This window comes from Enterobacter sp. 04-C-12-SI-ECC, assembly GCF_047530715.1.
Lineage (GTDB): Bacteria > Pseudomonadota > Gammaproteobacteria > Enterobacterales > Enterobacteriaceae > Enterobacter > Enterobacter bugandensis.
Map to the genome: position 1 here is coordinate 178325 of NZ_JBLKDI010000007.1, position 23058 is coordinate 201382.

Annotated in this window: 26 protein-coding genes; 18 read left to right on the forward strand and 8 right to left on the reverse strand. The window is 54.9% G+C overall.

The genetic code is table 11. The annotated features are described in order from the left end of the window. Positions 1–212 precede the first annotated feature (212 nt). Complete coding sequence (tsgA, locus tag ACMWL8_RS12465) at positions 213–1397, reverse strand: MFS transporter TsgA (protein WP_045259345.1); 1185 nt, start codon at positions 1395–1397, stop codon at positions 213–215. A gap of 278 nt (positions 1398–1675) precedes the next feature. On the opposite strand from tsgA, the gene ppiA reads away from it, so the two are divergent. From ppiA to argD, 4 genes are all read left to right on the forward strand, one after another. After that, on the forward strand, positions 1676–2248 hold the full coding sequence (ppiA, locus tag ACMWL8_RS12470; RefSeq protein WP_032644556.1) for a peptidylprolyl isomerase A: 573 nt from the start codon (positions 1676–1678) through the stop codon (positions 2246–2248). A 107-nt stretch (positions 2249–2355) separates the two neighbouring features. Next, positions 2356–2940 carry a putative adenosine monophosphate-protein transferase Fic gene (locus ACMWL8_RS12475; RefSeq protein WP_028014650.1) on the forward strand — a complete coding sequence of 195 codons (585 nt, stop codon included), beginning with the start codon at positions 2356–2358 and terminating at the stop codon, positions 2938–2940. 30 nt (positions 2941–2970) lie between these two features. Further along, entirely contained in the window at positions 2971–3534 is a 564-nt protein-coding gene (pabA, locus tag ACMWL8_RS12480; RefSeq protein ID WP_028014649.1) for an aminodeoxychorismate synthase component 2, read from the forward strand. An 86-nt stretch (positions 3535–3620) separates the two neighbouring features. Next, positions 3621–4841, forward strand: a complete 1221-nt coding sequence (argD, locus tag ACMWL8_RS12485; protein WP_193532537.1) for a bifunctional acetylornithine/succinyldiaminopimelate transaminase — start codon at positions 3621–3623, stop codon at positions 4839–4841. On the opposite strand, the gene ACMWL8_RS12490 is transcribed toward argD, so the two are convergent. Together ACMWL8_RS12490 and crp are read right to left on the reverse strand one after the other, a co-directional pair. After that, on the reverse strand, positions 4838–6925 hold the full coding sequence (locus tag ACMWL8_RS12490) for a YccS/YhfK family putative transporter (protein WP_241276876.1): 2088 nt from the start codon (positions 6923–6925) through the stop codon (positions 4838–4840). The genes argD and ACMWL8_RS12490 overlap by 4 nt on opposite strands. Positions 6926–6982: 57 nt before the next feature. Further along, a complete protein-coding gene (gene crp / locus ACMWL8_RS12495) occupies positions 6983–7615 on the reverse strand; it encodes a cAMP-activated global transcriptional regulator CRP (RefSeq protein WP_000242758.1) in 633 nt (210 codons plus the stop codon). Positions 7616–7926: 311 nt separating this feature from the next. Between crp and ACMWL8_RS12500 the strand changes: the two genes are divergently transcribed. Further along, positions 7927–8331 (forward strand): OsmC family protein, encoded by a 405-nt coding sequence (locus tag ACMWL8_RS12500; RefSeq protein WP_008503018.1) that lies wholly within the window; start codon positions 7927–7929, stop codon positions 8329–8331. Positions 8332–8397: 66 nt separating this feature from the next. Here ACMWL8_RS12500 and ACMWL8_RS12505 read toward each other — a convergent pair whose 3' ends face one another. The 4 genes from ACMWL8_RS12505 to ACMWL8_RS12520 all read right to left on the reverse strand — a co-directional run bounded on the left by ACMWL8_RS12505 (position 8398) and on the right by ACMWL8_RS12520 (position 12551). After that, positions 8398–9267: a phosphoribulokinase gene (locus tag ACMWL8_RS12505; protein WP_028014646.1), complete on the reverse strand. Its 870-nt coding sequence runs from the start codon at positions 9265–9267 to the stop codon at positions 8398–8400. A 30-nt stretch (positions 9268–9297) separates the two neighbouring features. Next, complete coding sequence (locus tag ACMWL8_RS12510) at positions 9298–9516, reverse strand: YheU family protein (protein WP_013099053.1); 219 nt, start codon at positions 9514–9516, stop codon at positions 9298–9300. Next, a complete protein-coding gene (locus ACMWL8_RS12515) occupies positions 9513–10535 on the reverse strand; it encodes a hydrolase (protein WP_045259342.1) in 1023 nt (340 codons plus the stop codon). Before ACMWL8_RS12515 ends, ACMWL8_RS12510 begins: the two co-directional genes overlap by 4 nt. Before the next feature lie 111 nt (positions 10536–10646). Continuing rightward, the gene (locus ACMWL8_RS12520; RefSeq protein ID WP_045259341.1) at positions 10647–12551 is read right to left on the reverse strand and encodes an ABC transporter ATP-binding protein; all 1905 of its coding nucleotides are present in this window, start codon (positions 12549–12551) and stop codon (positions 10647–10649) included. 132 nt (positions 12552–12683) lie between these two features. On the opposite strand from ACMWL8_RS12520, the gene kefG reads away from it, so the two are divergent. From kefG to slyD, 4 genes are all read left to right on the forward strand, one after another. Further along, the gene (gene kefG, locus ACMWL8_RS12525) at positions 12684–13235 is read left to right on the forward strand and encodes a glutathione-regulated potassium-efflux system ancillary protein KefG (RefSeq protein ID WP_006812200.1); all 552 of its coding nucleotides are present in this window, start codon (positions 12684–12686) and stop codon (positions 13233–13235) included. Continuing rightward, entirely contained in the window at positions 13235–15040 is a 1806-nt protein-coding gene (kefB, locus tag ACMWL8_RS12530; RefSeq protein ID WP_028014643.1) for a glutathione-regulated potassium-efflux system protein KefB, read from the forward strand. The genes kefG and kefB overlap by 1 nt, the downstream gene beginning before the upstream one ends. Before the next feature lie 13 nt (positions 15041–15053). Beyond that, a complete protein-coding gene (locus ACMWL8_RS12535; protein ID WP_003861689.1) occupies positions 15054–15254 on the forward strand; it encodes a YheV family putative zinc ribbon protein in 201 nt (66 codons plus the stop codon). Positions 15255–15348: 94 nt separating this feature from the next. Continuing rightward, entirely contained in the window at positions 15349–15939 is a 591-nt protein-coding gene (gene slyD, locus ACMWL8_RS12540) for a peptidylprolyl isomerase (RefSeq protein ID WP_003861691.1), read from the forward strand. A 51-nt stretch (positions 15940–15990) separates the two neighbouring features. On the opposite strand, the gene ACMWL8_RS12545 is transcribed toward slyD, so the two are convergent. Next, positions 15991–16209, reverse strand: coding sequence for a protein SlyX (locus ACMWL8_RS12545; protein WP_028014642.1), 219 nt, complete (start codon positions 16207–16209; stop codon positions 15991–15993). Positions 16210–16447: 238 nt separating this feature from the next. Between ACMWL8_RS12545 and fkpA the strand changes: the two genes are divergently transcribed. From fkpA to ACMWL8_RS12590, 9 genes are all read left to right on the forward strand, one after another. Next, positions 16448–17269 (forward strand): FKBP-type peptidyl-prolyl cis-trans isomerase, encoded by an 822-nt coding sequence (gene fkpA / locus ACMWL8_RS12550; protein WP_028014641.1) that lies wholly within the window; start codon positions 16448–16450, stop codon positions 17267–17269. Between the two features lie 165 nt (positions 17270–17434). Then, positions 17435–18157: a transcriptional regulator gene (locus tag ACMWL8_RS12555; protein ID WP_014885489.1), complete on the forward strand. Its 723-nt coding sequence runs from the start codon at positions 17435–17437 to the stop codon at positions 18155–18157. After that, positions 18157–18543, forward strand: a complete 387-nt coding sequence (gene tusD, locus ACMWL8_RS12560; RefSeq protein WP_028014640.1) for a sulfurtransferase complex subunit TusD — start codon at positions 18157–18159, stop codon at positions 18541–18543. The genes ACMWL8_RS12555 and tusD overlap by 1 nt, the downstream gene beginning before the upstream one ends. Continuing rightward, entirely contained in the window at positions 18543–18902 is a 360-nt protein-coding gene (gene tusC / locus ACMWL8_RS12565; protein ID WP_028014639.1) for a sulfurtransferase complex subunit TusC, read from the forward strand. The genes tusD and tusC overlap by 1 nt, the downstream gene beginning before the upstream one ends. Positions 18903–18909: 7 nt before the next feature. Further along, the gene (gene tusB, locus ACMWL8_RS12570) at positions 18910–19197 is read left to right on the forward strand and encodes a sulfurtransferase complex subunit TusB (protein ID WP_041911943.1); all 288 of its coding nucleotides are present in this window, start codon (positions 18910–18912) and stop codon (positions 19195–19197) included. 124 nt (positions 19198–19321) lie between these two features. Further along, complete coding sequence (gene rpsL, locus ACMWL8_RS12575) at positions 19322–19696, forward strand: 30S ribosomal protein S12 (protein ID WP_000246815.1); 375 nt, start codon at positions 19322–19324, stop codon at positions 19694–19696. Positions 19697–19792: 96 nt separating this feature from the next. After that, positions 19793–20263, forward strand: coding sequence for a 30S ribosomal protein S7 (rpsG, locus tag ACMWL8_RS12580; protein ID WP_003861706.1), 471 nt, complete (start codon positions 19793–19795; stop codon positions 20261–20263). Positions 20264–20359: 96 nt separating this feature from the next. Continuing rightward, positions 20360–22474 (forward strand): elongation factor G, encoded by a 2115-nt coding sequence (fusA, locus tag ACMWL8_RS12585; protein WP_028014637.1) that lies wholly within the window; start codon positions 20360–20362, stop codon positions 22472–22474. Between the two features lie 69 nt (positions 22475–22543). Next, the coding region (locus ACMWL8_RS12590; protein WP_214574338.1) for a GTP-binding protein at positions 22544–23058 on the forward strand (515 nt) is incomplete at its 3' end.

The window sequence follows — 23058 nt, forward strand, 5'->3', positions numbered from 1 at the left end:
AGGGGCACTTATTGATGCAAATCAAATACGCCTTCGCCTACCCCTTAGTGGGTATATCTATGATTTGTCAGGTTTTTTATAAGTAACGGATATTGTTTGATTTTTGTGCTTGCTTGTTTTTCGCACAAATTTGAGGGGTTTTTTACGAATCGGCAGTCAGAGCGGGTAAGCAGGGTAAAACCCCTTTGCGGAACGCAAAGGGGTTTTGACGATTAGTGGGTAGCCGTTGCCGTATTGTGCTGGCGGTGACGGGTCACGAAGCCCAGAATGAAACACATGATAAATACCACGGCATACAGACCGTTAGCGGTGTGCAGCGCGGCCAGCGGGCCGCTGTGCGCCACAATCGGGCCCGTGACCACGAAGGTCAGCATGGTGCCGATGGTGCCGCAGGTCAGCACGAAGTTCACCAGTTTTGGCGAAGCCACTTTGGTCTGCAGGGAGCCCAGGGTGATGATTGAGGTGTAAATCGCGCTGGAGAAGAAGCCCAGGGTCAGGATGAACCATGGCATATGCTCCGGGGCACCGTTGATGAACAGATACATCAGCACGGTCGCCAGACCCGCCAGGACGGTCAGAATACGTTGCAGGTCGAAGAAGCGCAGGATGAAGCTAAAGGCCCACATGCCGAACATGTAAGACATCCAGAAATCGCTCACCAGTTTGCCCGCGTCGTTCAGGCTCATGCCCAGACCTTTGGCGTATTCAGGTACCCACGAGATAAAGCCCAACTGACCGAGGATGTAGCACAGGGCGGCAATGGAGAGGAACAGCACGCCGATACCCCATTTTTCCTTCGCCACCGGCTCTGAGGTGGTCTGCGCTTTTTTGCCCAGCACCGGGAAGTCACAGCCGAAGGTCAGAATGAAGATCGCGACATAGACCAGACCGATACAGGCGTATACCCAGTACCATTCAATACTGCGCGCGAGCAGATACGCGGCGACCATCGGGAAAATCATCCCGGCCATGCTGAAGAAGGAGTCGGTAAACAGCAGGCGCGCGCCGCGCTGGCGGCCTTCATACATGTGCGTAATAAGGAACGTACCGATCGACATCGTGATCCCGCTGACCAGGCCCAGCACGAACATGGCGGCGGAGAACAGGGCGATGCTGTGGCTCAACATCAGGCCCGCCACGGCGGCAACCATCAGCACGAAGCCGAAGCGCAGCTGGGTTTTCAGCGGGACGATTTCCATCAGCCAGGCATTCAGGAAGATTGAGATCAGGATCCCCGCGTTGAGGAAGGTGAAGGTGTTACTCATGCTGGAAACGGGCAGCTGGAAGTAGTCTGCGATATTTCCCATCACCATCCCGGTGACGATCACCAACGCGCCGGTCAGGGCGTAGGAGAAGAAGCTTATCCATGTGAGCTTGATGCGATTGCTGTTAGTCATGTCTGGCCTGTTCAGAAAAAGAAAAGCGCCGGTAGGGCGCTGAGAGCGGGCAGATTTTAGTCGCTAAAGTGATCTATTCCTATCTTTTAAGGGAAATGAATATGCCATTGCAGGTTTTAGTGTGATCTAAATCACACTAAATGGCGGTATAACCAATCGTTTGCGCAGTAATAATTGTTTCAATTTCGTAAAATTAGGTAAAAGGCTGGTCTCGGTTCATACTGCTCTTTAGAATCAAGCCATTCGCTTTTTATACTGCGCTTTGTTAAGGAATTCTCATGCTCAAATCAACACTGGCGGCTGTCGCAGCTGTGTTTGCTCTTTCTGCCGTTTCCCCTGCTGCGCTGGCAGCCAAAGGGGACCCTCACGTTCTGCTGACCACCTCTGCCGGGAACATTGAGCTGGAACTGAATAGCCAGAAAGCTCCGGTTTCTGTAAAAAACTTCCTCGACTACGTGAACAGTGGTTTCTATAACAACACCACCTTCCACCGCGTGATCCCTGGCTTCATGATTCAGGGCGGCGGCTTCAACGAGCAGATGCAGCAGAAACAGCCTAACCCACCCATCAAAAACGAAGCGGACAACGGCCTGCTGAACAAGCGCGGCACCATCTCCATGGCGCGCACGGCGGATAAAGACAGCGCCACCAGCCAGTTCTTCCTCAACGTGGCGGATAACGCTTTCCTCGACCACGGCCAGCGCGACTTCGGCTATGCGGTCTTCGGTAAAATTGTGAAAGGGATGGACGTGGCGGACAAAATCTCTCAGGTTCAGACCCACGATGTCGGCCCATACCAGAATGTGCCGTCTAAGCCAGTGGTGATTCTCTCCGCGAAAGTGCTGCCGTAATCGTTCTTCCACACGGGCATATCCTGCCCGTGTCTTTCAGCCCTCCCTGCGAAAGCGCGTTTTGCTGCTTATACTTGTGGCAAACGGACTATTCAGGGAGGCGTTAAGTGAAAAAACTCACCGATAAGCAAAAATCCCGTCTCTGGGAGCAACAGCGTAACGTCAATTTTCAGGCCAGTTGTCTCCTTGAAAAAGGTAATGGTCCTTCAGAGCCCGGCATTGAGACGCTGGAGCTTGGGCCCTCAGCGCCCGGGCTACCGCATCTGTGCCTCATTCATCGCCATCTGTATCACAGAGAGATGAAGCAGGCAGGCGAATTCCGTACCGACGATATTTTTAAGGGCGACATTCCCTTCTGCCATTTTGAGTACATCGAGACGATGGGTAACGAACTGATGGCGGCGCTGGAAAGTGATAAGTATCTTGTGGGTCTTGAAAAAGCGGCGTTTGTTGAAAAAGTGAGCCATTACTACTGTGAAATCAACATGCTGCATCCCTTTATGCGCGGTAATGGCATTGCTCAGCGCGTCTTCTTTGAGCAGCTGGCCATCCACGCGAATTACGCGCTGGACTGGCGGGATATTGATCCCGAGCAGTGGGTGGCGGCGAACCGAAGCGGGGCCACGGGAGATTTGACCGCGCTGAGCGCTATCTTTGCCAAAGTAGTGAGCGAAGCGCGGGAATCTGAGTAGAATAGGGCGGCATTTTTTTCGGGAGCCGCCATGATTCTGCTGATTGATAACTACGATTCCTTCACCTGGAACCTTTACCAGTATTTTTGTGAACTGGGTGCAGAGGTGGTTGTCCGCCGCAACGACGAACTCAGCCTGTCTGATATTGAGACGCTGGCTCCGCAGAAAATTGTCATTTCGCCGGGACCGTGTACGCCATCGGAATCGGGCATTTCTCTGGAGGTTATTCACCACTATGCCGGCAGGCTGCCGATCCTGGGCGTCTGTCTCGGTCATCAGGCGATTGCCCAGGCATTTGGGGCTACCATCGTGCGAGCCGCGAAAGTGATGCACGGCAAAACCTCGCCGGTCACCCACACCGGCACGGGCGTATTCACCGGGCTGAATAACCCGCTAACCGTGACGCGCTACCATTCGCTGGTGATTGACCCACCGACGCTGCCCGACTGCTTTGACGTGACCGCCTGGAGCGATACGCAGGAGATCATGGGGATTCGCCACCGCGAGTGGGATCTCGAAGGCGTCCAGTTCCACCCTGAAAGTATCCTCAGCGAGCAGGGGCACGCCCTGCTGGCAAATTTCCTCAATCGCTGAATATCTGTTGCCTTGTTGTGAGTTTTTATGCATATTTTATGATTATATTTTCACAATGAATGTGACATAAAATGGATGGGCATGACATGGCAACTGAACAACCAGCAATTACCCGCGCGACATTCGATGAAGTGATTCTGCCGATTTATGCACCGGCTGAGTTTATCCCGGTGAAGGGGAAAGGCAGCCGCGTCTGGGATCAGCAGGGCAAGGAGTATGTGGATTTCGCGGGCGGTATTGCGGTCACGGCGCTGGGCCACTGCCATCCTGCGCTGGTGGACGCGCTGAAAACCCAGGGCGAAACCCTGTGGCACACCAGCAACGTGTTCACCAACGAACCTGCGCTGCGCCTGGGCCGCAAGATCATTGATGCGACCTTTGCCGAGCGCGTGCTGTTTATGAACTCCGGCACCGAAGCCAACGAAACCGCCTTTAAGCTGGCGCGTTACTACGCAACTACGCGCCACAGCCCGTACAAAACTAAAATCATCGCCTTCCATAACGCCTTCCACGGACGCTCTTTCTTTACCGTCTCCGTTGGCGGCCAGCCGAAGTATTCCGACGGCTTCGGTCCGAAACCAGCCGACATTATCCACGTGCCGTTTAACGATCTGCACGCGGTGAAAGCGGTGATGGACGACCACACCTGCGCGGTGGTGGTGGAGCCGATTCAGGGCGAAGGCGGCGTGACCGCGGCAACCCCGGAATTCCTGAAAGGGCTGCGCGAACTGTGCGACGAACATCAGGCGCTACTGGTGTTTGATGAAGTGCAGTGCGGGATGGGGCGTACCGGAGAGCTGTTTGCCTACATGCACTACGGCGTGACGCCGGATATTCTGACCAGCGCGAAAGCGCTCGGCGGCGGTTTTCCGGTGAGTGCGGTACTGACGACGCAGGAGATTGCCTCTGCGTTCCACGTCGGGTCTCACGGCTCGACCTACGGCGGTAACCCGCTGGCGAGCGCCGTGGCGGGTGCCGCGTTCGACATCATCAACACCCCTGAGGTGCTAAACGGCGTTAGCGCGAAACGCGAGCTGTTTGTGCAGCATCTCCAGCAGATTAACAATAAGTACGACGTCTTCAGCGAGATCCGCGGCATGGGGCTGCTGATTGGTGCGGAGCTTAAGCCGCAGTACAAAGGCCGCGCGCGCGATTTCCTGCATGCCGCCGCTCGCGAAGGGGTGATGGTGCTCAACGCCGGGCCGGACGTGATGCGTTTTGCGCCGTCGCTGGTGGTGGAAGAGAAAGATATTGACGACGGGTTAACCCGCTTTGCCGCGGCGGTCGAGAAGATCGTAAAAGGCTAATACTCGGTTCGCTTTAACCGCCGCGTTAACCAAATGCCGTGATGCGGGCGCTGACGCCATGCCACCGACGAAATGGTGTGCATGGTGTTCAGATGTCCCAGCACGCGCTGCAAATGCTGCTCCAGGGTGCTCATCGGGCCGTGGGTCAGCGTCTCCGGTGCCTCCAGAATGTTCGAATCCCCCGACTCGCCCGGCGCGTCATACTCCAGACGCTGCTGACACCGCTGCAACGCAATTTCACACGACTGCAAATAGCGCTGCGCCAGATCCGGCGTCAGCATTGTGTGTTCGCGCGCCAGCGTGGTCATGGCATTGATGTGCTCAACGATAAACTGGCTGTGCGTGACCCACAGCTTCATGTCCGCCAGATAATGCGCGTTAAAGCCCGGCTCCTGCATCGCCTGGTTGAGCGAGTTAAACAGGGCGTTGTGCGCCTGGTTGACCTTCATCCGCTGATACGCCAGCGGGGAGGGCTGCGGATCGTCGCTCAGGATCAGACGAATGGCCTGCTGATCGGCCTCCAGCGCGTCGTGGGCGTTCTGCCTCAGCAGCCCGCTCTGCCACTGCGGCCAGAGCCAGACCATGCCGCCGAAGGCAATCAGGCAGCCGATCAGGGTATCAATCAGCCTGGCAACAATAAACTGTTCGCCGTTAAGCGTAAGCAGCTGCAGGGTATATACCGCCGTCACCGTAAAGCCCACCATCGCCCAGCCGTAGTTTTTGCGAATGATTAGATAGCTTACCAGGGTGATCACCAGCATGCCCGCCAGGGTATAGCCTTCGGGCACGTGAAAATGCAGCGTCACGCCCGCAATAATCAGCCCCGCCATCGTGCCGCCTGCCCGGTGCAGAATGCGCACCCGCGTGGCGCCATAGCCGTTCTGGGTAACAAACAGCACGGTCATTAAGATCCAGTATGGTTTCGGCAGGTGGAGCGCCATGCCCATCAGGCTGGCGATACTGAGCATGACGCTAATCCTTGCAGCGTTGCGCAGAGCGGAAGATTTCAGAGACAGGTAGCTTCTCAGCGCCGGCAGCAGCGGCAGACGTTTCTGTTTATCCGCCATCAGGTCACGGGAATAAAGCGGGCGCTGGGTGCGCAGCACGCGGGCGATGCGGCTGAAGTGCCAGGCGGCAAACTGGCCGACCGGGTTATCCGGGTGCTGACGGGCAATTTTCTCCAGCGCGCCGAGCTGTTTGTCCATGTTAAAGCGCGTGGGGTAGCGGTGGTAGAGAATATCATCGGCCAGCACCCGCAGGCGCGCGGAGACGGTCTGCGCGTTCCAGCGGATCACCGCTTCGGCATGGCTGCGCTCAACCAGCTTTTGCACCTCCTGCGGGTGGTGAAGGCTAACGGAGATATGCTCCTGAAGATCCAGCCCCACCTGAAAGGTGCGCAACAGCCGTTTATATTCGTGGTTCTTGTTGGCGGCGAGCATATGCAGCTGCTGATAGCACTGGCTTATCAGGTCTACCACCTTTTGCTGGCGCGTCAGCAACGGCGGTAAGGATTTCTCCGGATCCGTATGCTGGGTGAGCAGGGTGTATTTGGCTTCACAGTAATCCGCAAGCTGCACGTAGAGCAGGCTCAGAGATTCGCGCAGCGGCTGCTCCCGCCACAGCCAGAACCAGAACCAGTTAAACAGCCCGTACCACAGCGTGCCGAGGGCGTAGATCAACAGCGGCTCCCACACGGGCATATTACCGGCGAGGCTCAGGGTGAAGATGGCCGCAATGAGTGACGCGGGAAGCAGACGGGCATGGAGCGAGCTGATTTCGGCGGTGACGCCGAGGGTCATCGCCAGCACGGTCAGGATCAGCGGCAGGGGAATATCACGAGCCAGCAGAAGCTGCACCGCGAGGCTACAGCCAGCAAACAGCGAGCCGCCAATTATCAGACGTTTGAAAAAGCGTTTATGGGGCGTGTCCAGACCGGCAATGTTGCAGCAGGCGGGGACGAGAGAAAACAGCAGGCCCTGCTGAAGATGTCCCAGGATCAGGCCCACGGCCACGGGAAGACACAGCACCAGCGTTTGTCGTAGTGCGTAGTTAACTTCCGGGTGATAGATCAGCCTGCGCCACATGGGGAATAGAGACAAAAACGGCGTGACACCTCGCGATGGCACGCCGTTTAGGCAGGATTAACGGGTTCCGTAAACCACGATGGTTTTACCGTGGGCGGAGATCAGGTTTTGATCTTCCAGCATTTTCAGAATACGGCCCACCGTTTCGCGGGAGCAACCGACGATCTGACCGATTTCCTGACGGGTAATTTTAATTTGCATGCCGTCCGGGTGGGTCATTGCGTCTGGCTGTTTCGCCAGGTTCAGCAGAGTCTGCGCGATACGGCCAGTCACGTCCAGGAAGGCGAGGTTACCCACTTTCTCTGACGTCACCTGCAGACGGCGCGCCATCTGGGAAGAAAGACGCATCAGGATGTCAGGGTTAACCTGAATCAGCTGACGGAATTTCTTATAAGAAATTTCAGCCACTTCACATGCTGTCTTTGCACGAACCCAGGCGCTACGTTCCTGGCCTTCTTCAAACAGGCCCAGTTCACCGATAAAATCGCCCTGGTTCAGATAGGAAAGGATCATCTCTTTGCCTTCCTCATCTTTGATCAGCACTGCCACCGAGCCTTTGACGATGTAATACAAGGTTTCCGCTTTTTCACCCTGGTGAATCAGCGTGCTCTTCGATGGGTACTTATGAATGTGGCAATGAGACAAGAACCATTCGAGAGTCGGGTCTGTTTGCGGTTTGCCAAGCACCATGCGCTGTTATCCTCTGTTATAAGCTGTCACCAGAGTCATCAGATGCATCCGGACTCTGGGGTTGCAATCGAATTCTTACCCATACCCTGGGAAGTCGGCTGTCGTAACGTTTCGCAGCCAGTAAAGTTTGATGTCCTCTGCATACATGTGTAACGTCAATGTATTACTGTAGCATCCTGAGTGTTTTAGCATAGCTTTTGCCGCGTGTCTCCTGGTGTCTCGCTTCAGCATGATGCAGGTCGCCTTCCATTGCGAGAAATGTAACGCACGCGTAATCTGTCACCAAAAATGCAACGTTGGAGTTAATGAATATGCAAGCGCGCGTGAAGTGGGTTGAAGGTTTAACGTTCCTGGGCGAGTCCGCATCAGGACACCAGATTTTGATGGATGGTAACTCCGGCGATAAAGCTCCAAGCCCAATGGAAATGGTGCTGATGGCGGCAGGCGGATGCAGCGCGATCGACGTGGTGTCGATTCTGCAAAAAGGCCGTCATGACGTGACGGATTGCGAGGTTAAACTCACCTCAGAGCGTCGCGAAGAGGCGCCACGCCTGTTCACCCACATTAATCTGCACTTTGTTGTCACCGGGAAAGAACTGAAAGACGCGGCGGTCTCACGCGCGGTGGATCTCTCTGCGGAGAAATACTGCTCTGTGGCGTTAATGCTGGAGAAAGCGGTAAAAATCACCCATTCGTATGAAGTGATCGAGGCTTGATTATTGGGGCATCGTGCGTGTTGATGCCCTCACCCTAACCCTCTCCCACGGGGAGAGGGAACATGTTCACGCGATCTGCTTCCCTTCCATCAGTCGCTCCACCAGCGGCGTCATGATCAGCTCCATTGCCAGCCCCATTTTTCCACCGGGAACCACTAACGTATTCATGTGGGAAATAAACGAGCCCTGCAGCATCGCCAGCAGCCAGGGGTAATCAATGCCTTCAAGATTGCGGAAGTGGATCACCACAAAGCTCTCATCCAGCGAAGGGATGCTCTTCGCCGCGAACGGATTGGAAGTGTCCACCGTCGGCACGCGCTGGAAGTTAATGTGCGTGCGGGAGAACTGCGGCGTGAGATAGTTGATGTAATCTTCCATGGAGCGCACCACCGAGTCCATTACCGCCTCGCGCGAATGGCCGCGCTCACTCATGTCGCGCGTCAGCTTCTGGATCCACTCCAGGTTAACGATCGGCACCACCCCGACCAGCAGATCCACATGGCGCGCCACGTCGTGCTGAGGTGTGACAACGCCGCCGTGCAATCCTTCATAAAACAGCACGTCGGTGGGTTCCGGCAGCGGTTGCCAGGGGGTAAAGGTGCCCGGCACCTGGTTCCAGGGTACGGCTTCGTCGTAGGTGTGCAGATACTTACGGGACTGCCCGGTACCGCTCTGACCGTATTCGCGGAAGGTTTGCTCCAGCAGGCCGAAATCATTGGCTTCCGGGCCAAAGTAGCTGATGTGTTTACCCAGATCGCGCGCCTTGCGGATCGCCATGTCCATCTCAGGCCGCGTATAGCGGTGAAAGCTGTCGCCTTCGACCTCCGCCGAACGGAGATTCAGCTGGGCGAAAATCTTGCGAAAAGCGAGGCTGGTGGTGGTGGTTCCCGCACCACTCGACCCCGTAACGGCAATAATGGGATGTCTGGCAGACATAGCAACTCCCTGACGGAAAAGGTTGGAAGATCAGCCGTGAAACGCGTTGCGGGGCATGATATTGACTGTCTCATGCAGTTCTGACCACACCAGCACCACGTCGCCGCTTTTCAGCTGGCGTTTTACATCGTTGACCTTTTGCTCAAGCGAACGCTCATGTTCACCATAATCGGTGCCTTCGCGTAATACAAAGCTTTCAATCAGATTATCGAGCGTTTCGGGAGCCAGATCCTGCCAGGGAATGATCATTTTGCACCATCCAGATAAGGAGTCAGCCAGTCAGGAATGCGCGCTTCCAGCCACATTTTCGGCCTGCGCAGCGTGCCGCCGATGAACCCCACGTGGCCACCATGTTCGGTCAGCTGGTAGTGAACGTTGTCAGGCAGGAATTCCTGCGCGGGAATAGAGTGATGATCCATGAACGGGTCATCTTTGGCGTGAATAATCAGCGTCGGCTGCGTGATTTTGCTGAGCAGCGGCATGGCGCTGCACTGTCGGTAATAGTCGATAGCATCGGCGAAGCCGTGAATTTTGGCGGTGATCAGATCGTCGAATTCGCGGATGCAGCGTACCTTTTTCAGCTGGCGCAGGCTTACCGGCAGGGTATCCGGATAGGCCTTCAGCTTTCGCGCCGCGTTGGCTTTCAGCAGGTTGAGCAGATAGCGCTGATAGACGCGAGAAAAGCCTTTTTCCATGTGGTAGCTGCACTGCTCCAGCATAAACGGTGCGGAGACAATCACTGCAGCATTCAGCGGTACGCTGTCGCCCTCTTTGGCCAGCAGACAGGCGAGCATATTACCGCCCAGCGAGTAGCCCACGGCGGCCGTTGGCGCGGCGCCATAATTTTCCCGCAGCCAGTGTAGAAACCACGTGCCATCTTCGGTTTCACCCGAGTGATAAATGCGTTTCTGACGATTCGGCTCGCCGCTACAGCCGCGAAAATGCATCACCACGCCGAGCCAGCCGCGCGCTTTGGCGGCCTCAATTAACCCATGCGCATACGGACTGTGCAGGCTGCCTTCTAAACCGTGAAACACCACCAGACGCGGCTTATGAAGAGCCTGTTCCGGCGCTTCGCTCCAGGCGAGATCCAGAAAATCACCGTCCGGCAGATCGAGCCGTTGCCAGTGCGGAGTGAACTGGACCTTGCGGCGGATCAGCCGCGGCAGCATGGTCTGCAAATGGCAGTTGGTCACGCCGCGCATGGGCACGAACTCGGTGCTGTCTTCGGCTGTAATGTCGAAGTCTGATGGAATGATTTGGGTCATAAGGACGATGCTGATTCTTGTCAGAAATTCACTATACTTTCCGAATTGTACCCCGTTTAGCCTGGATTTCCGAACCAGAGATAGATTCCGTTCGCACAACGGGGTAAAAATTCAGTCTGCCTGCAGCATCGCTTCCAACTGTTCCTGCGCGTCCAGCCATGCCATTTCGCACTCTTCGAGGCTGGATTTGGCTTTCGCCTGCGTTTGCAGACAATCCGTTAGCTCCGCTTTACGGCTCTGATCGTACAGGTCGCTGTCGCCCAGCTTCTCTTCGACGGCGGCAAGCGTGGCGTTGAGCTTTTCCATCTCTTTTTCAAGACGGGCAATCTCTTTACGCAGCGGCTGGGTCTGGGTGCGCAGTTCCGCTTCGCGGCGCTTCTGGTCTTTACGCGACTGTGCGCTGTTGACGTTGTCTTTCGCTGACTCTTCCGGCTGGTTTTCCTGCCTTTGTACGTCCGTCAGCCACTGCTGGTAGTCTTCAAGATCGCCGTCGAACGGTTCGACTTTGCCGCCGTGTACCAGGTAGAGATCGTCGGTGGTGGAGCGGATCAGGTGGCGATCGTGCGACACGACAACCAGTGCGCCTTCGAACTCAATCAGTGCTTCGGTCAGCGCCTGACGCATGTCGAGATCCAGGTGGTTGGTCGGTTCATCGAGCAGCAGCAGGTTGGGTCTCTGCCAGACGATCAGCGCCAGCACCAGACGGGCTTTTTCGCCGCCGGAGAAACGCTCGGTGTTTTCGGTCACCTTATCGCCCTGGAAGCCGAAGCCGCCGAGGTAGTCGCGCAGTTTCTGCTCCATTTCCTGCGGCGCAAGACGCGCCAGATGCTGAATCGGCGATTCATCCGCGCGTAAAAATTCCAGCTGATGCTGGGCGAAATAGCCAAGCTTAATGCCCTTCGCCAGGCCGATTTCACCGCTGGTTGGGTTAAGCTCGCCCGCGAGCAGCTTAATTAACGTTGATTTACCGGCGCCGTTGCGCCCCAGCAGGCCAATGCGCGAACCCGGCACCAGGTTAAGCTTGATAGAGTCGAGGATGATGCGATCGCCATAGCCTGCGCTCACTTTTTCCATTTTCAGCAGCGGGTTCGGCAGGCTTTCCGGCGCGCGGAAGCTGAAGTGGAACGGGTTATCCACGTGTGCCGGGGCAATCATCTCCATGCGTTCCAGCATCTTGATGCGGCTCTGGGCCTGCTTGGCTTTTGACGCTTTAGCTTTGAAGCGATCCACGAAGCTCTGCAGATGCGCCACGCGCTGCTGTTGGCTTTCATACATCGACTGCTGCTGAGCAAGGCGCGTCGCGCGCTGGCGCTCAAAGGAGCTGTAGTTGCCGGTGTACTCGAACATGGTTTGCTGTTCGATATGAATGATTTTATCCACCACCGGGTCGAGGAAGTCGCGGTCGTGGGAGATGAGAATCAGAGTGCCCTGATAGCTCTTGAGCCACTTCTCGAGCCAAATAACCGCATCGAGATCGAGGTGGTTGGTCGGTTCATCGAGCAGGAGCAGGTCTGAGCGGCAGATCAGCGCCTGCGCCAGGTTGAGGCGCATGCGCCAGCCGCCGGAGAAGTCGCTTACCGGGCGTTCAAGCTGTTCATTGCTGAAGCCCAGGCCGTGCAGCAGGCTGGAGGCGCGGGAGCGAATGGTCCACGCGTCGATGGCGTCCAGCTTGCCGTGAACGGTAGCGATGGCGTGACCGTCGTTGCGCTCGTTGGCCGCGTTAAGTTCCGCTTCGAGCTTACGGTACTCGCGATCGCCGTCGATAACATAGTCGAGTGCCGGTTCGCTCAGGGCTGGCGTCTCCTGGTTTACCCACGCGAGCTGCCAGTTCCCCGGGAAGGTAAAGTTACCGCCATCCGCGCTAATCTCGTTTTTCAGCAGCGCCAGCAGGGTGGATTTACCGCAGCCGTTTTTGCCGACCAGACCCACTTTCTGGCCCGGGTTGATGGTAGCAGTGGCGTTATCCAGCAGGACGCGCACGCCGCGACGAATTTGTAACGAGGAGAAAACAATCATAGAAGCGCCGTATGTTCCGACTATGTTAATTTGTCATTATGATAATGTAAGGTGTGGGCCATTTTCCCCACCGGGCCGCCATGGTAGCCCAAAACGACAACAATACACAAAAACAGAACCGGGAGGGGAGTGATGTCTCAGACAGCGAAAGTGCTGCTGCTGTATGCCCATCCGGAATCTCAGGACTCGGTGGCGAACCGGGTGCTGCTTAAGCCGGCCACACAGCTCAGTAACGTCACGGTGCACGATCTCTACGCGCACTATCCTGATTTTTTTATCGATATTCCTTACGAGCAGGAACTGCTGCGTCAGCATGACGTGATTGTATTTCAGCATCCGCTCTATACCTACAGCTGTCCGGCGCTGCTGAAAGAGTGGCTGGACCGCGTGCTGAGCCGGGGCTTTTCCAGCGGGGTGGGGGGCAACCAGCTGGCGGGAAAGTACTGGCGCAGTGTGATCACCACCGGTGAACCCGAAAGCGCTTACCGTCACGACGGGCTGAACCGCTATCCCATGAGCGACATCCTGAGGCCATTCGAGCTGACGGCGGCCATGTGCCGCATGCACTGGATGAGCCCGATTATTGTTTACTGGGCACGGCGTCAGGACCCGAAAGCGCTGGCAAGCCACGCCAGAGCCTACGGTGAATGGCTGGCATCACCGATTCCGGCAGGAGGTCGTTAATGGAAGGATCGAATTTACTCCTCGCCGGGGTGCTGTTTTTATTTGCCGCCGTCGTCGCGGTGCCGCTTGCCGCCCGTATCGGCATCGGGGCGGTGCTGGGGTATTTACTCGCGGGGATCGCCATTGGCCCATGGGGACTGGGTTTCATCAGCGACGTGGATGAAATTCTCCACTTCTCGGAGCTCGGCGTGGTGTTCCTGATGTTCATCATCGGCCTCGAACTGAACCCCTCGAAGCTGTGGCAGCTTCGACGCTCTATCTTTGGCGTGGGCGCCGCGCAGGTGCTGTTTAGCGCCGCGATTCTGGCTGGCCTGTTAATGCTGACCAACTTTTCCTGGCAGGCGGCGGTGATTGGCGGGATTGGTCTCGCAATGTCGTCGACGGCGATGGCGCTGCAGCTGATGCGCGACAAGGGGATGAACCGCAATGAGGCCGGACAGCTGGGCTTTTCGGTGCTGCTGTTCCAGGATTTAGCGGTGATCCCGGCGCTGGCGCTGGTGCCGCTGCTGGCGGGCTCGGGCGACGATCACTTCGACTGGGCAAAAATTTCCATGAAGGTGCTGGCCTTCGCGGGCATGCTGATTGGCGGACGTTTCCTGTTACGTCCGGTGTTCCGCTTTATTGCCGCCTCGGGCGTGCGCGAGGTGTTTACCGCCGCGACGCTGCTGCTGGTGCTCGGCTCGGCGCTGTTTATGGACGCGCTGGGGCTGTCGATGGCGCTGGGCACCTTTATTGCCGGCGTGCTGCTGGCGGAGAGTGAATATCGGCACGAACTGGAAATTGCCATCGATCCCTTCAAAGGGCTGCTGTTAGGCCTGTTCTTTATTTCGGTGGGAATGGCGCTCAATCTTGGGGTGCTTTATACCCATCTGCTCTGGGTTGCGGTGAGTGTTGCGATCCTGGTGGCGGTGAAAATGCTGGTGCTTTACGTCATGGCGCGTATCTACGGGTTGCGCAGTTCGGAACGCATGCAGTTTGCCAGCGTGTTGAGCCAGGGGGGCGAGTTTGCGTTTGTGCTGTTCTCCACCGCCTCCTCCCAGAAGCTGTTTAAAGATGACCAGATGGCGCTGCTGCTGGTGACGGTAACGCTGTCGATGATGACCACGCCTCTGCTGATGAAGATGGTGGATAAACTCCTGTCGCGCCGCCTGAATCCGGCAGACGATGAAGATGAAGCGCCGTGGGTAGAAGACGATAAGCCGCAGGTGATCGTCGTGGGCTTCGGCCGCTTCGGGCAGGTGATTGGACGCCTGTTGATGGCGAACAAAATGCGCATTACGGTGCTGGAGCGCGATATCAGCGCGGTCAACCTGATGCGCAAATATGGCTACAAGGTCTATTACGGCGATGCCACTCAGCTTGAGCTTCTGCGCTCGGCCGGGGCGGAAGCCGCGGAGTCTATCGTCATCACCTGCAACGATCCGGAAGATACGATGAAGCTGGTGGAGCTATGTCAGCAGCACTTTCCGCACCTGAATATTCTGGCGCGTGCCCGGGGGCGTGTTGAAGCTCACGAATTGTTGCAGGCAGGTGTGAAACACTTCTCCCGTGAGACGTTCTCCAGTGCGCTGGAACTGGGGCGCAAGGCGTTAATCTCCCTGGGGATGCATCCTCACCAGGCGCAGCGCGCCCAGATGCACTTCCGCCGGCTGGATATGCGCATGCTGCGCGAATTAATGCCTGTACATAGCGATACGGCGCAGATCTCCCGCGTGCGGGAAGCGCGGCGCGAGCTGGAGGAGATCTTTCAGCGAGAGATGCAGCAGGAACGACGCCAGCTCGACGGCTGGGATGAATTTGAATAAAAGGTAACGAAAGATGGCTGTACGTAAACGCTTTATCGCGGGTGCAAAGTGCCCGTCTTGCCAGGCTCAAGATACGCTGGCCATGTGGCGCGAAAATAATATTGATATAGTTGAGTGCGTTAAGTGCGGTCACCAGATGCGTGAGGCCGACAAAGAAGCACGCGATCACGTTCGCAAAGAAGAGCAAGTGATCGGCATTTTTCATCCAGACTAGCGATATGCTCTGAGTTTTTTTAAGCTTAAGGGTACACGGGTGCAGATTTCCGCTACAATCTGCGCCAGCAATTTTCCCACGCTCAGGAGATATCATGAAAGTAGCAAAAGACCTGGTGGTCAGCCTGGCCTATCAGGTACGTACAGAAGACGGTGTGTTGGTTGATGAGTCTCCGGTGAGTGCGCCGCTGGACTACCTGCATGGTCACGGTTCCCTGATTTCCGGCCTGGAAACTGCGCTGGAAGGTCATGAAGTTGGCGATAAATTCGACGTTGCTGTAGGCGCGAACGACGCTTACGGTCAGTATGACGACAACCTGGTTCAGCGCGTTCCTAAAGACGTGTTCATGGGCGTTGACGAGCTGCAGGTTGGCATGCGCTTCCTGGCTGAAACTGACCAGGGTCCGGTTCCTGTTGAAATCACTGAAGTTGAAGACGACCACGTTGTGGTTGACGGCAACCACATGCTGGCTGGCCAGAACCTGAAGTTCAACGTAGAAGTTGTTGCGATCCGTGAAGCGACCGAAGAAGAGCTGGCTCATGGCCACGTTCACGGTGCGCATGGTCACGACCATGATCACGATCACGGCCACGACGGCTGCTGCGGTGGTCACGGCCACGACCATGGTCATGACCACGGCCACGGTAAAGGTGGTTGCGGCAACGGCGGCTGCGGTTGCCACTAATTCCGTCATGCGGAAAATAAAAAAGCGGGATAATCCCGCTTTTTTTACGCCTCAATAATGAGGTGGTGGCGTCTCTTCCGACTGAGAGGCAATATTTGACGGCTGCGTCGCCTTCAGCTTTTCCGTCAGCAGGCGCATATGATCCCGCAGTTTCGCCATTTCGAGTTCGTGCGCGGTCACGGTCTGGTTAAGCTCTTCGATGGTGATGTCCTGAAAAGCCAGGCGGCTTTCCAGTTCAGCCATTCTCGCTTCTATCATTGTGTCCTTCATCATTCACCTCGTTTATATCTGATACGCCATATTGGCCCAGCGGCGGCGCAGTTTAACTGAGTTTATCCTTAAGTGCAGTCTCTATCCCGTTGGCAAGAAACTTATTTAAACAAAAATAGTCTGAAAAGTGGCGAGAATTGGAAGTGTCTGTCTGTAGATTTCTTCCGCAACGTTTTATAGTACGTCACTCATTTACGTTTAACGCTGGGGTGAGAGTCCCCAGGCCCTGGAGATATGGATGAAATCACTGTTTAAAGTAACGCTGCTGGCGACGACGATGGCTGTTGCACTGAACGCGCCGCTGTCATTCGCTGCTGATACTGCTGCGAAGCCTGCTGCCACTGCAGACAGCAAAGCGGCGTTCAAAAATGACGACCAGAAATCCGCCTACGCACTGGGCGCATCTCTGGGCCGCTACATGGAAAACTCTCTGAAAGAACAAGAGAAACTGGGCATCAAACTGGACAAAGCCCAGCTGATCGCGGGTGTTCAGGACGCCTTTGCTGATAAGAGCAAACTGTCTGACCAGGAAATCGAACAGACTCTGCAGGCGTTCGAAGCGCGCGTGAAGGGTGCCGCTCAGACCAAGATGGAAGCGGACGCTAAAGACAACGAAGCGAAAGGCAAAGCCTACCGCGACACCTTTGCTAAAGAGAAGGGTGTGAAAACCTCTTCTACTGGTCTGGTGTACAAAGTTGAGAAAGAAGGTACCGGTGATGCGCCTAAAGACAGCGACACCGTTGTGGTGAACTACAAAGGTACGCTGATCGACGGTAAAGAGTTCGACAACTCTTACACCCGTGGTGAACCTCTTTCCTTCCGTCTTGACGGTGTGATCCCAGGCTGGACTGAAGGCCTGAAAAACATCAAAAAAGGCGGCAAAATCAAGCTGGTTATCCCACCGGATCTGGCCTATGGCAAAACTGGCGTTCCGGGTATCCCGGCTAACTCCACGCTGGTCTTCGACGTAGAGCTGCTGGACATCAAACCAGCGCCGAAAGCGGATGCGAAACCGGAAGCGCAGGCAGATCAGAAAGCTGCGACAGACTCTAAGAAGTAATGTGATGCAAACCGCCGCCTTTTAAGGCGGCGGTTTTTTATTGTGGGGCAGATATAATTAACACTGGAAAGCGTTAGGCACGCTGTATTAATTTAGTTGTCCGTGTAGATAATGAGCCTGCCCTGAAAACCTAACGACAGGCTCCTGAAAAGGAGTGTTTTTTTCATGTCCAGGTCGCTTTTAACCAACGAAACCAGTGAACTTGATTTACTGGATCAACGTCCTTTTGACCAGACCGACTTCGATATTCTGAAATCCTATGAAGCGGTAGTGGACGGGTTAGCGATGCTCATTGGTTCCCACTGCGAAATCGTATTGCACTCCCTGCAAGATCTGAAGTGTTCCGCCATCCGCATTGCTAATGGTGAGCATACCGGCCGTAAAATTGGTTCGCCAATTACCGACCTTGCATTGCGTATGTTGCATGACATGACCGGCGCGGACAGCAGCGTCTCAAAATGTTATTTCACCCGCGCCAAAAGCGGCGTGCTGATGAAATCAGAAACCATCGCGATTCGAAATCGCGAGCATCGTGTGATTGGGCTGCTGTGCATCAACATGAACCTTGATGTGCCATTCTCGCAGATCATGAGCACCTTTATTCCGCCAGAAACGCCAGACGTTGGCTCTTCTGTTAACTTTGCCTCCTCCGTTGAAGATCTCGTCACGCAGACGCTTGAGTTCACCATTGAAGAGGTCAATGCTGACCGCAACGTATCGAACAACGCCAAGAATCGCCAGATCGTACTCAATCTCTACGAGAAAGGGATTTTCGACATTAAAGATGCCATCAACCAGGTGGCCGATCGTCTGAACATCTCCAAGCATACGGTTTACCTCTACATCCGTCAGTTCAAAAGCGGCGATTTCGTGGGGCAAGATAAGTAATGCGTTTTGCATTAATGGTGACGGGCCCGGCGTATGGGACTCAACAGGCCAGCAGCGCGCTGCAGTTTGCGCATGCGCTGCTGGCGGCCGGACACGAACTGGCGAGCGTCTTCTTCTATCGGGAAGGGGTGTATAACGCGAACCAGTTTACGTCGCCGGCGAGCGACGAGTTTGATCTGGTCCGCGCCTGGCAGGCGTTAAATGAAAAGCAGGGCGTTGAGCTGCATATCTGCGTGGCGGCGGCGCTGCGTCGCGGCGTGACGGATGCAGCCGAAGCCGAGCGCCTGGGATTATCAGGCGCTAACCTGCAGCCTGGTTTTTCGTTGAGTGGTCTGGGCGCATTGGCTCAGGCGGCGTTAACCTGCGACAGAGTGGTGCAATTCTGATGAAGCGTGTGGCATTTGTTTTTACTTCTGCGCCGCACGGCAGCACCTCTGGCCGCGAAGGCCTGGATGCGCTGCTTGCAACATCGGCGTTAACAGAAGATATCGGTGTCTTCTTTCTGGGGGACGGCGTGCTTCAGCTTCTGGCCGGCCAACAGCCGCAGGCCATTCTGGCGCGCGACTACATCGCCACCTTCAAAGTGCTGCCGCTTTACGATATCGAAACCTGCTATGTCTGTGCCGACTCTTTAACGGCGCGCGGTTTAAGCGATAAGACGCCTTTTGTGCTGGATGTGACGACCTTACCTGCCGCAGCACTGCGTGAACAACTATCCCACTACGACACCATTCTGACTTTCTGAGGCTTCCATGCTCCATATTCTCAGCCATTCACCATGGCAATGTGATATCGACACGCTGTTGAGCATGCTGCGCGAAGGTGACGATCTGCTGCTGATTCAGGATGGCGTACTCGCTGCACTTGAAGGTGGACGTTTCGTTGAAATTCTCACGAATGCCCCCATAACGGTCTCTGCGCTGAAGGACGATCTGGATGCGCGGGGTCTTTCTGGTCAAATTTCAGCCAAAATTGACGTGGTTGGCTATACTGATTTCGTCAATCTTACTGTGACGCACGCCAGTCAAATGAACTGGTGATTTGAGATCGCTGTATATTTCTTGACACCTTTTCGACGTAGCCCTAAAATTTCGCGTCCTCATATTGTATGAGGTCGTTTTATTACGTGTTTACGAAGCAAAAGCTAAAACCAGGAGCTATTTAATGGCAACAGTTAACCAGCTGGTACGCAAACCACGTGCACGCAAAGTTGCAAAAAGCAACGTGCCTGCGCTGGAAGCCTGCCCGCAGAAACGTGGCGTATGTACTCGTGTATATACCACCACTCCTAAAAAACCAAACTCCGCACTGCGTAAAGTATGCCGTGTGCGTTTGACTAACGGTTTCGAAGTGACTTCCTACATCGGTGGTGAAGGTCACAACCTGCAGGAGCACTCCGTGATCCTGATCCGTGGCGGTCGTGTTAAAGACCTTCCGGGTGTTCGTTACCACACCGTTCGTGGTGCGCTGGACTGCTCAGGTGTTAAAGACCGTAAGCAGGCTCGCTCCAAGTACGGCGTGAAGCGTCCTAAGGCTTAATGGTTCTCCGTTAAGTAAGGCCAAACTGATTTATCTTAATGTCAAACTAAACTCGTAGAGTTTTGGACAATCCTGAATTAACAACGGAGTATTCCCATGCCACGTCGTCGCGTCATTGGTCAGCGTAAAATTCTTCCAGATCCGAAGTTCGGATCAGAACTGCTGGCAAAATTTGTAAATATCCTGATGGTAGATGGTAAAAAATCTACTGCAGAAGCAATCGTATACAGCGCGCTGGAGACCCTGGCTCAGCGTTCTGGTAAAAATGAACTGGAAGCTTTCGAAGTCGCTCTCGACAACGTTCGCCCAACTGTAGAAGTTAAGTCCCGCCGCGTTGGTGGTTCTACTTATCAGGTTCCAGTTGAAGTTCGTCCGGTTCGTCGTAATGCCCTGGCAATGCGTTGGATCGTTGAAGCTGCTCGTAAACGCGGTGATAAATCCATGGCTCTGCGTCTGGCGAACGAACTTTCTGATGCTGCAGAAAACAAAGGTACTGCAGTTAAGAAACGTGAAGACGTTCACCGTATGGCAGAAGCCAACAAGGCGTTCGCACACTACCGTTGGTAATCCCTTCGGAGTATTAGTCACCAGGCGGGCGCTTCAGAGAAGCTGCCCGCTCTGGGTAACTTAACTGAACGCCTAAAGAAACAAACGAGGAATCAAATGGCTCGTACAACACCCATCGCACGCTACCGTAACATCGGTATCAGTGCGCACATCGACGCCGGTAAGACCACTACTACCGAACGTATTCTGTTCTACACCGGTGTAAACCATAAAATCGGTGAAGTTCATGACGGCGCAGCCACCATGGACTGGATGGAACAGGAGCAGGAGCGTGGTATTACCATCACCTCCGCAGCGACTACTGCATTCTGGTCAGGTATGGCTAAGCAGTACGAACCGCATCGCGTAAACATCATCGACACCCCGGGCCACGTTGACTTCACCATCGAAGTAGAACGTTCCATGCGTGTTCTTGACGGCGCGGTAATGGTTTATTGCGCAGTTGGTGGTGTTCAGCCACAGTCTGAAACCGTATGGCGTCAGGCGAACAAATATAAAGTTCCACGCATCGCGTTCGTTAACAAAATGGACCGTATGGGTGCTAACTTCCTGAAAGTTGTTGGCCAGATCAAAACCCGTCTGGGCGCGAACCCTGTTCCGCTGCAGCTGGCAATTGGTGCTGAAGAAGGCTTCACCGGCGTTATCGACCTGGTGAAAATGAAAGCCATCAACTGGAACGATGCAGACCAGGGCGTTACCTTCGAATACGAAGATATCCCGGCTGAGATGCAGGACCTGGCTGACGAATGGCACCAGAACCTGATCGAATCCGCTGCTGAAGCTTCTGAAGAGCTGATGGAGAAATACCTGGGTGGTGAAGAACTGTCTGAAGAAGAGATCAAAAAAGCTCTGCGTCAGCGCGTTCTGAACAACGAAATCATCCTGGTAACCTGTGGTTCTGCGTTCAAGAACAAAGGTGTTCAGGCGATGCTGGATGCGGTAGTTGACTACCTGCCATCCCCGGTTGACGTTCCTGCGATCAACGGCATCCTGGACGACGGTAAAGATACTCCGGCTGAGCGTCACGCAAGTGATGACGAGCCGTTCTCTGCACTGGCGTTCAAAATTGCTACCGACCCATTCGTGGGTAACCTGACCTTCTTCCGCGTTTACTCTGGTGTGGTTAACTCTGGTGACACCATCCTGAACTCCGTGAAAGCGGCGCGTGAACGTTTTGGCCGTATCGTACAGATGCACGCTAACAAACGTGAAGAGATCAAAGAAGTTCGTGCGGGCGACATCGCTGCAGCTATCGGTCTGAAAGACGTGACCACTGGTGACACCCTGTGTGACCCGGATCACCCGATCATTCTGGAGCGTATGGAATTCCCTGAGCCGGTAATCTCCATCGCGGTTGAACCAAAAACCAAAGCTGACCAGGAAAAAATGGGTCTGGCTCTGGGCCGTCTGGCGAAAGAAGACCCATCATTCCGCGTATGGACTGATGAAGAATCTAACCAGACCATCATCGCTGGTATGGGTGAACTGCACCTGGACATCATCGTTGACCGTATGAAGCGTGAATTCAACGTTGAAGCGAACGTGGGTAAACCTCAGGTTGCTTACCGCGAAGCGATTCGCGCGAAAGTTACCGATGTTGAAGGTAAACACGCTAAGCAGTCTGGTGGTCGCGGTCAGTACGGTCACGTTGTGATCGACATGTACCCACTGGAGCCGGGCTCTAACCCGAAAGGTTACGAGTTCATCAACGACATCAAAGGTGGTGTAATTCCTGGCGAATACATCCCAGCCGTTGATAAAGGCATCCAGGAACAGCTGAAAGCGGGCCCTCTGGCTGGCTATCCGGTTGTTGACATGGGTATCCGTCTGCACTTCGGTTCTTACCACGACGTTGACTCCTCTGAACTGGCGTTTAAACTGGCTGCGTCTATTGCCTTTAAAGAAGGCTTTAAGAAAGCAAAACCAGTTCTGCTTGAGCCAATCATGAAGGTTGAAGTAGAAACTCCTGAAGAGAACACCGGTGACGTTATCGGTGACTTGAGCCGTCGTCGCGGTATGCTGCGTGGTCAGGAATCCGAAGTAACTGGCGTTAAGATCCACGCTGAAGTTCCGCTGTCTGAAATGTTCGGATATGCAACTCAGCTGCGTTCTCTGACCAAAGGTCGTGCATCATACACCATGGAATTCCTGAAGTATGATGATGCGCCTAACAACGTTGCTCAGGCCGTTATTGAAGCCCGTGGTAAGTAATCCACAGGATTAAAACCTAAGTCCCGTGCTCTCTCCAGAGGGGAGAGCACTATAGTAAGGAATATAGCCGTGTCTAAAGAAAAATTTGAACGTACAAAACCGCACGTCAACGTTGGTACTATCGGCCACGTTGACCATGGTAAAACTACCCTGACCGCTGCAATCACTACCGTTCTGGCTAAAACCTACGGTGGTTCTGCTCGTGCATTCGACCAGATCGATAACGCACCAGAAGAAAAAGCTCGTGGTATCACCATCAACACCTCTCACGTTGAGTACGACACCCCGACTCGCCACTACGCACACGTAGACTGCCCAGGCCACGCCGACTATGTTAAAAACATGATCACCGGTGCTGCGCAGATGGACGGCGCGATCCTGGTTGTTGCTGCGACTGACGGCCCAATGCCTCAGACTCGTGAGCACATCCTGCTGGGTCGTCAGGTAGGCGTTCCTTTCATCATCGTGTTCCTGAACAAATGCGACATGGTTGATGACGAAGAGCTGCTGGAACTGGTAGAGATGGAAGTTCGTGAACTGCTGTCTCAGTACGATTTCCCGGGCGACGACACTCCAATCGTTCG

Excerpts from the sequence above, each read along its gene's own strand:
- ACMWL8_RS12515 (WP_045259342.1), bottom strand. The coding sequence starts at position 10,535 with ATGACCCAAATCATTCCATCAGACTTCGACATTACAGCCGAAGACAGC.
- crp (WP_000242758.1), bottom strand. The coding sequence starts at position 7,615 with ATGGTGCTTGGCAAACCGCAAACAGACCCGACTCTCGAATGGTTCTTG.
- fkpA (WP_028014641.1), top strand. The coding sequence starts at position 16,448 with ATGAAATCACTGTTTAAAGTAACGCTGCTGGCGACGACGATGGCTGTT.
- ACMWL8_RS12505 (WP_028014646.1), bottom strand. The coding sequence starts at position 9,267 with ATGTCTGCCAGACATCCCATTATTGCCGTTACGGGGTCGAGTGGTGCG.
- ACMWL8_RS12545 (WP_028014642.1), bottom strand. The coding sequence starts at position 16,209 with ATGAAGGACACAATGATAGAAGCGAGAATGGCTGAACTGGAAAGCCGC.
- ACMWL8_RS12520 (WP_045259341.1), bottom strand. The coding sequence starts at position 12,551 with ATGATTGTTTTCTCCTCGTTACAAATTCGTCGCGGCGTGCGCGTCCTG.
- argD (WP_193532537.1), top strand. The coding sequence starts at position 3,621 with ATGGCAACTGAACAACCAGCAATTACCCGCGCGACATTCGATGAAGTG.
- slyD (WP_003861691.1), top strand. The coding sequence starts at position 15,349 with ATGAAAGTAGCAAAAGACCTGGTGGTCAGCCTGGCCTATCAGGTACGT.
- ACMWL8_RS12555 (WP_014885489.1), top strand. The coding sequence starts at position 17,435 with ATGTCCAGGTCGCTTTTAACCAACGAAACCAGTGAACTTGATTTACTG.
- ACMWL8_RS12500 (WP_008503018.1), top strand. The coding sequence starts at position 7,927 with ATGCAAGCGCGCGTGAAGTGGGTTGAAGGTTTAACGTTCCTGGGCGAG.
- tsgA (WP_045259345.1), bottom strand. The coding sequence starts at position 1,397 with ATGACTAACAGCAATCGCATCAAGCTCACATGGATAAGCTTCTTCTCC.
- ACMWL8_RS12535 (WP_003861689.1), top strand. The coding sequence starts at position 15,054 with ATGGCTGTACGTAAACGCTTTATCGCGGGTGCAAAGTGCCCGTCTTGC.
- tusD (WP_028014640.1), top strand. The coding sequence starts at position 18,157 with ATGCGTTTTGCATTAATGGTGACGGGCCCGGCGTATGGGACTCAACAG.
- rpsG (WP_003861706.1), top strand. The coding sequence starts at position 19,793 with ATGCCACGTCGTCGCGTCATTGGTCAGCGTAAAATTCTTCCAGATCCG.
- tusB (WP_041911943.1), top strand. The coding sequence starts at position 18,910 with ATGCTCCATATTCTCAGCCATTCACCATGGCAATGTGATATCGACACG.
- ACMWL8_RS12490 (WP_241276876.1), bottom strand. The coding sequence starts at position 6,925 with ATGTGGCGCAGGCTGATCTATCACCCGGAAGTTAACTACGCACTACGA.
- kefB (WP_028014643.1), top strand. The coding sequence starts at position 13,235 with ATGGAAGGATCGAATTTACTCCTCGCCGGGGTGCTGTTTTTATTTGCC.
- rpsL (WP_000246815.1), top strand. The coding sequence starts at position 19,322 with ATGGCAACAGTTAACCAGCTGGTACGCAAACCACGTGCACGCAAAGTT.
- pabA (WP_028014649.1), top strand. The coding sequence starts at position 2,971 with ATGATTCTGCTGATTGATAACTACGATTCCTTCACCTGGAACCTTTAC.
- kefG (WP_006812200.1), top strand. The coding sequence starts at position 12,684 with ATGTCTCAGACAGCGAAAGTGCTGCTGCTGTATGCCCATCCGGAATCT.
- ppiA (WP_032644556.1), top strand. The coding sequence starts at position 1,676 with ATGCTCAAATCAACACTGGCGGCTGTCGCAGCTGTGTTTGCTCTTTCT.
- tusC (WP_028014639.1), top strand. The coding sequence starts at position 18,543 with ATGAAGCGTGTGGCATTTGTTTTTACTTCTGCGCCGCACGGCAGCACC.
- ACMWL8_RS12510 (WP_013099053.1), bottom strand. The coding sequence starts at position 9,516 with ATGATCATTCCCTGGCAGGATCTGGCTCCCGAAACGCTCGATAATCTG.
- fusA (WP_028014637.1), top strand. The coding sequence starts at position 20,360 with ATGGCTCGTACAACACCCATCGCACGCTACCGTAACATCGGTATCAGT.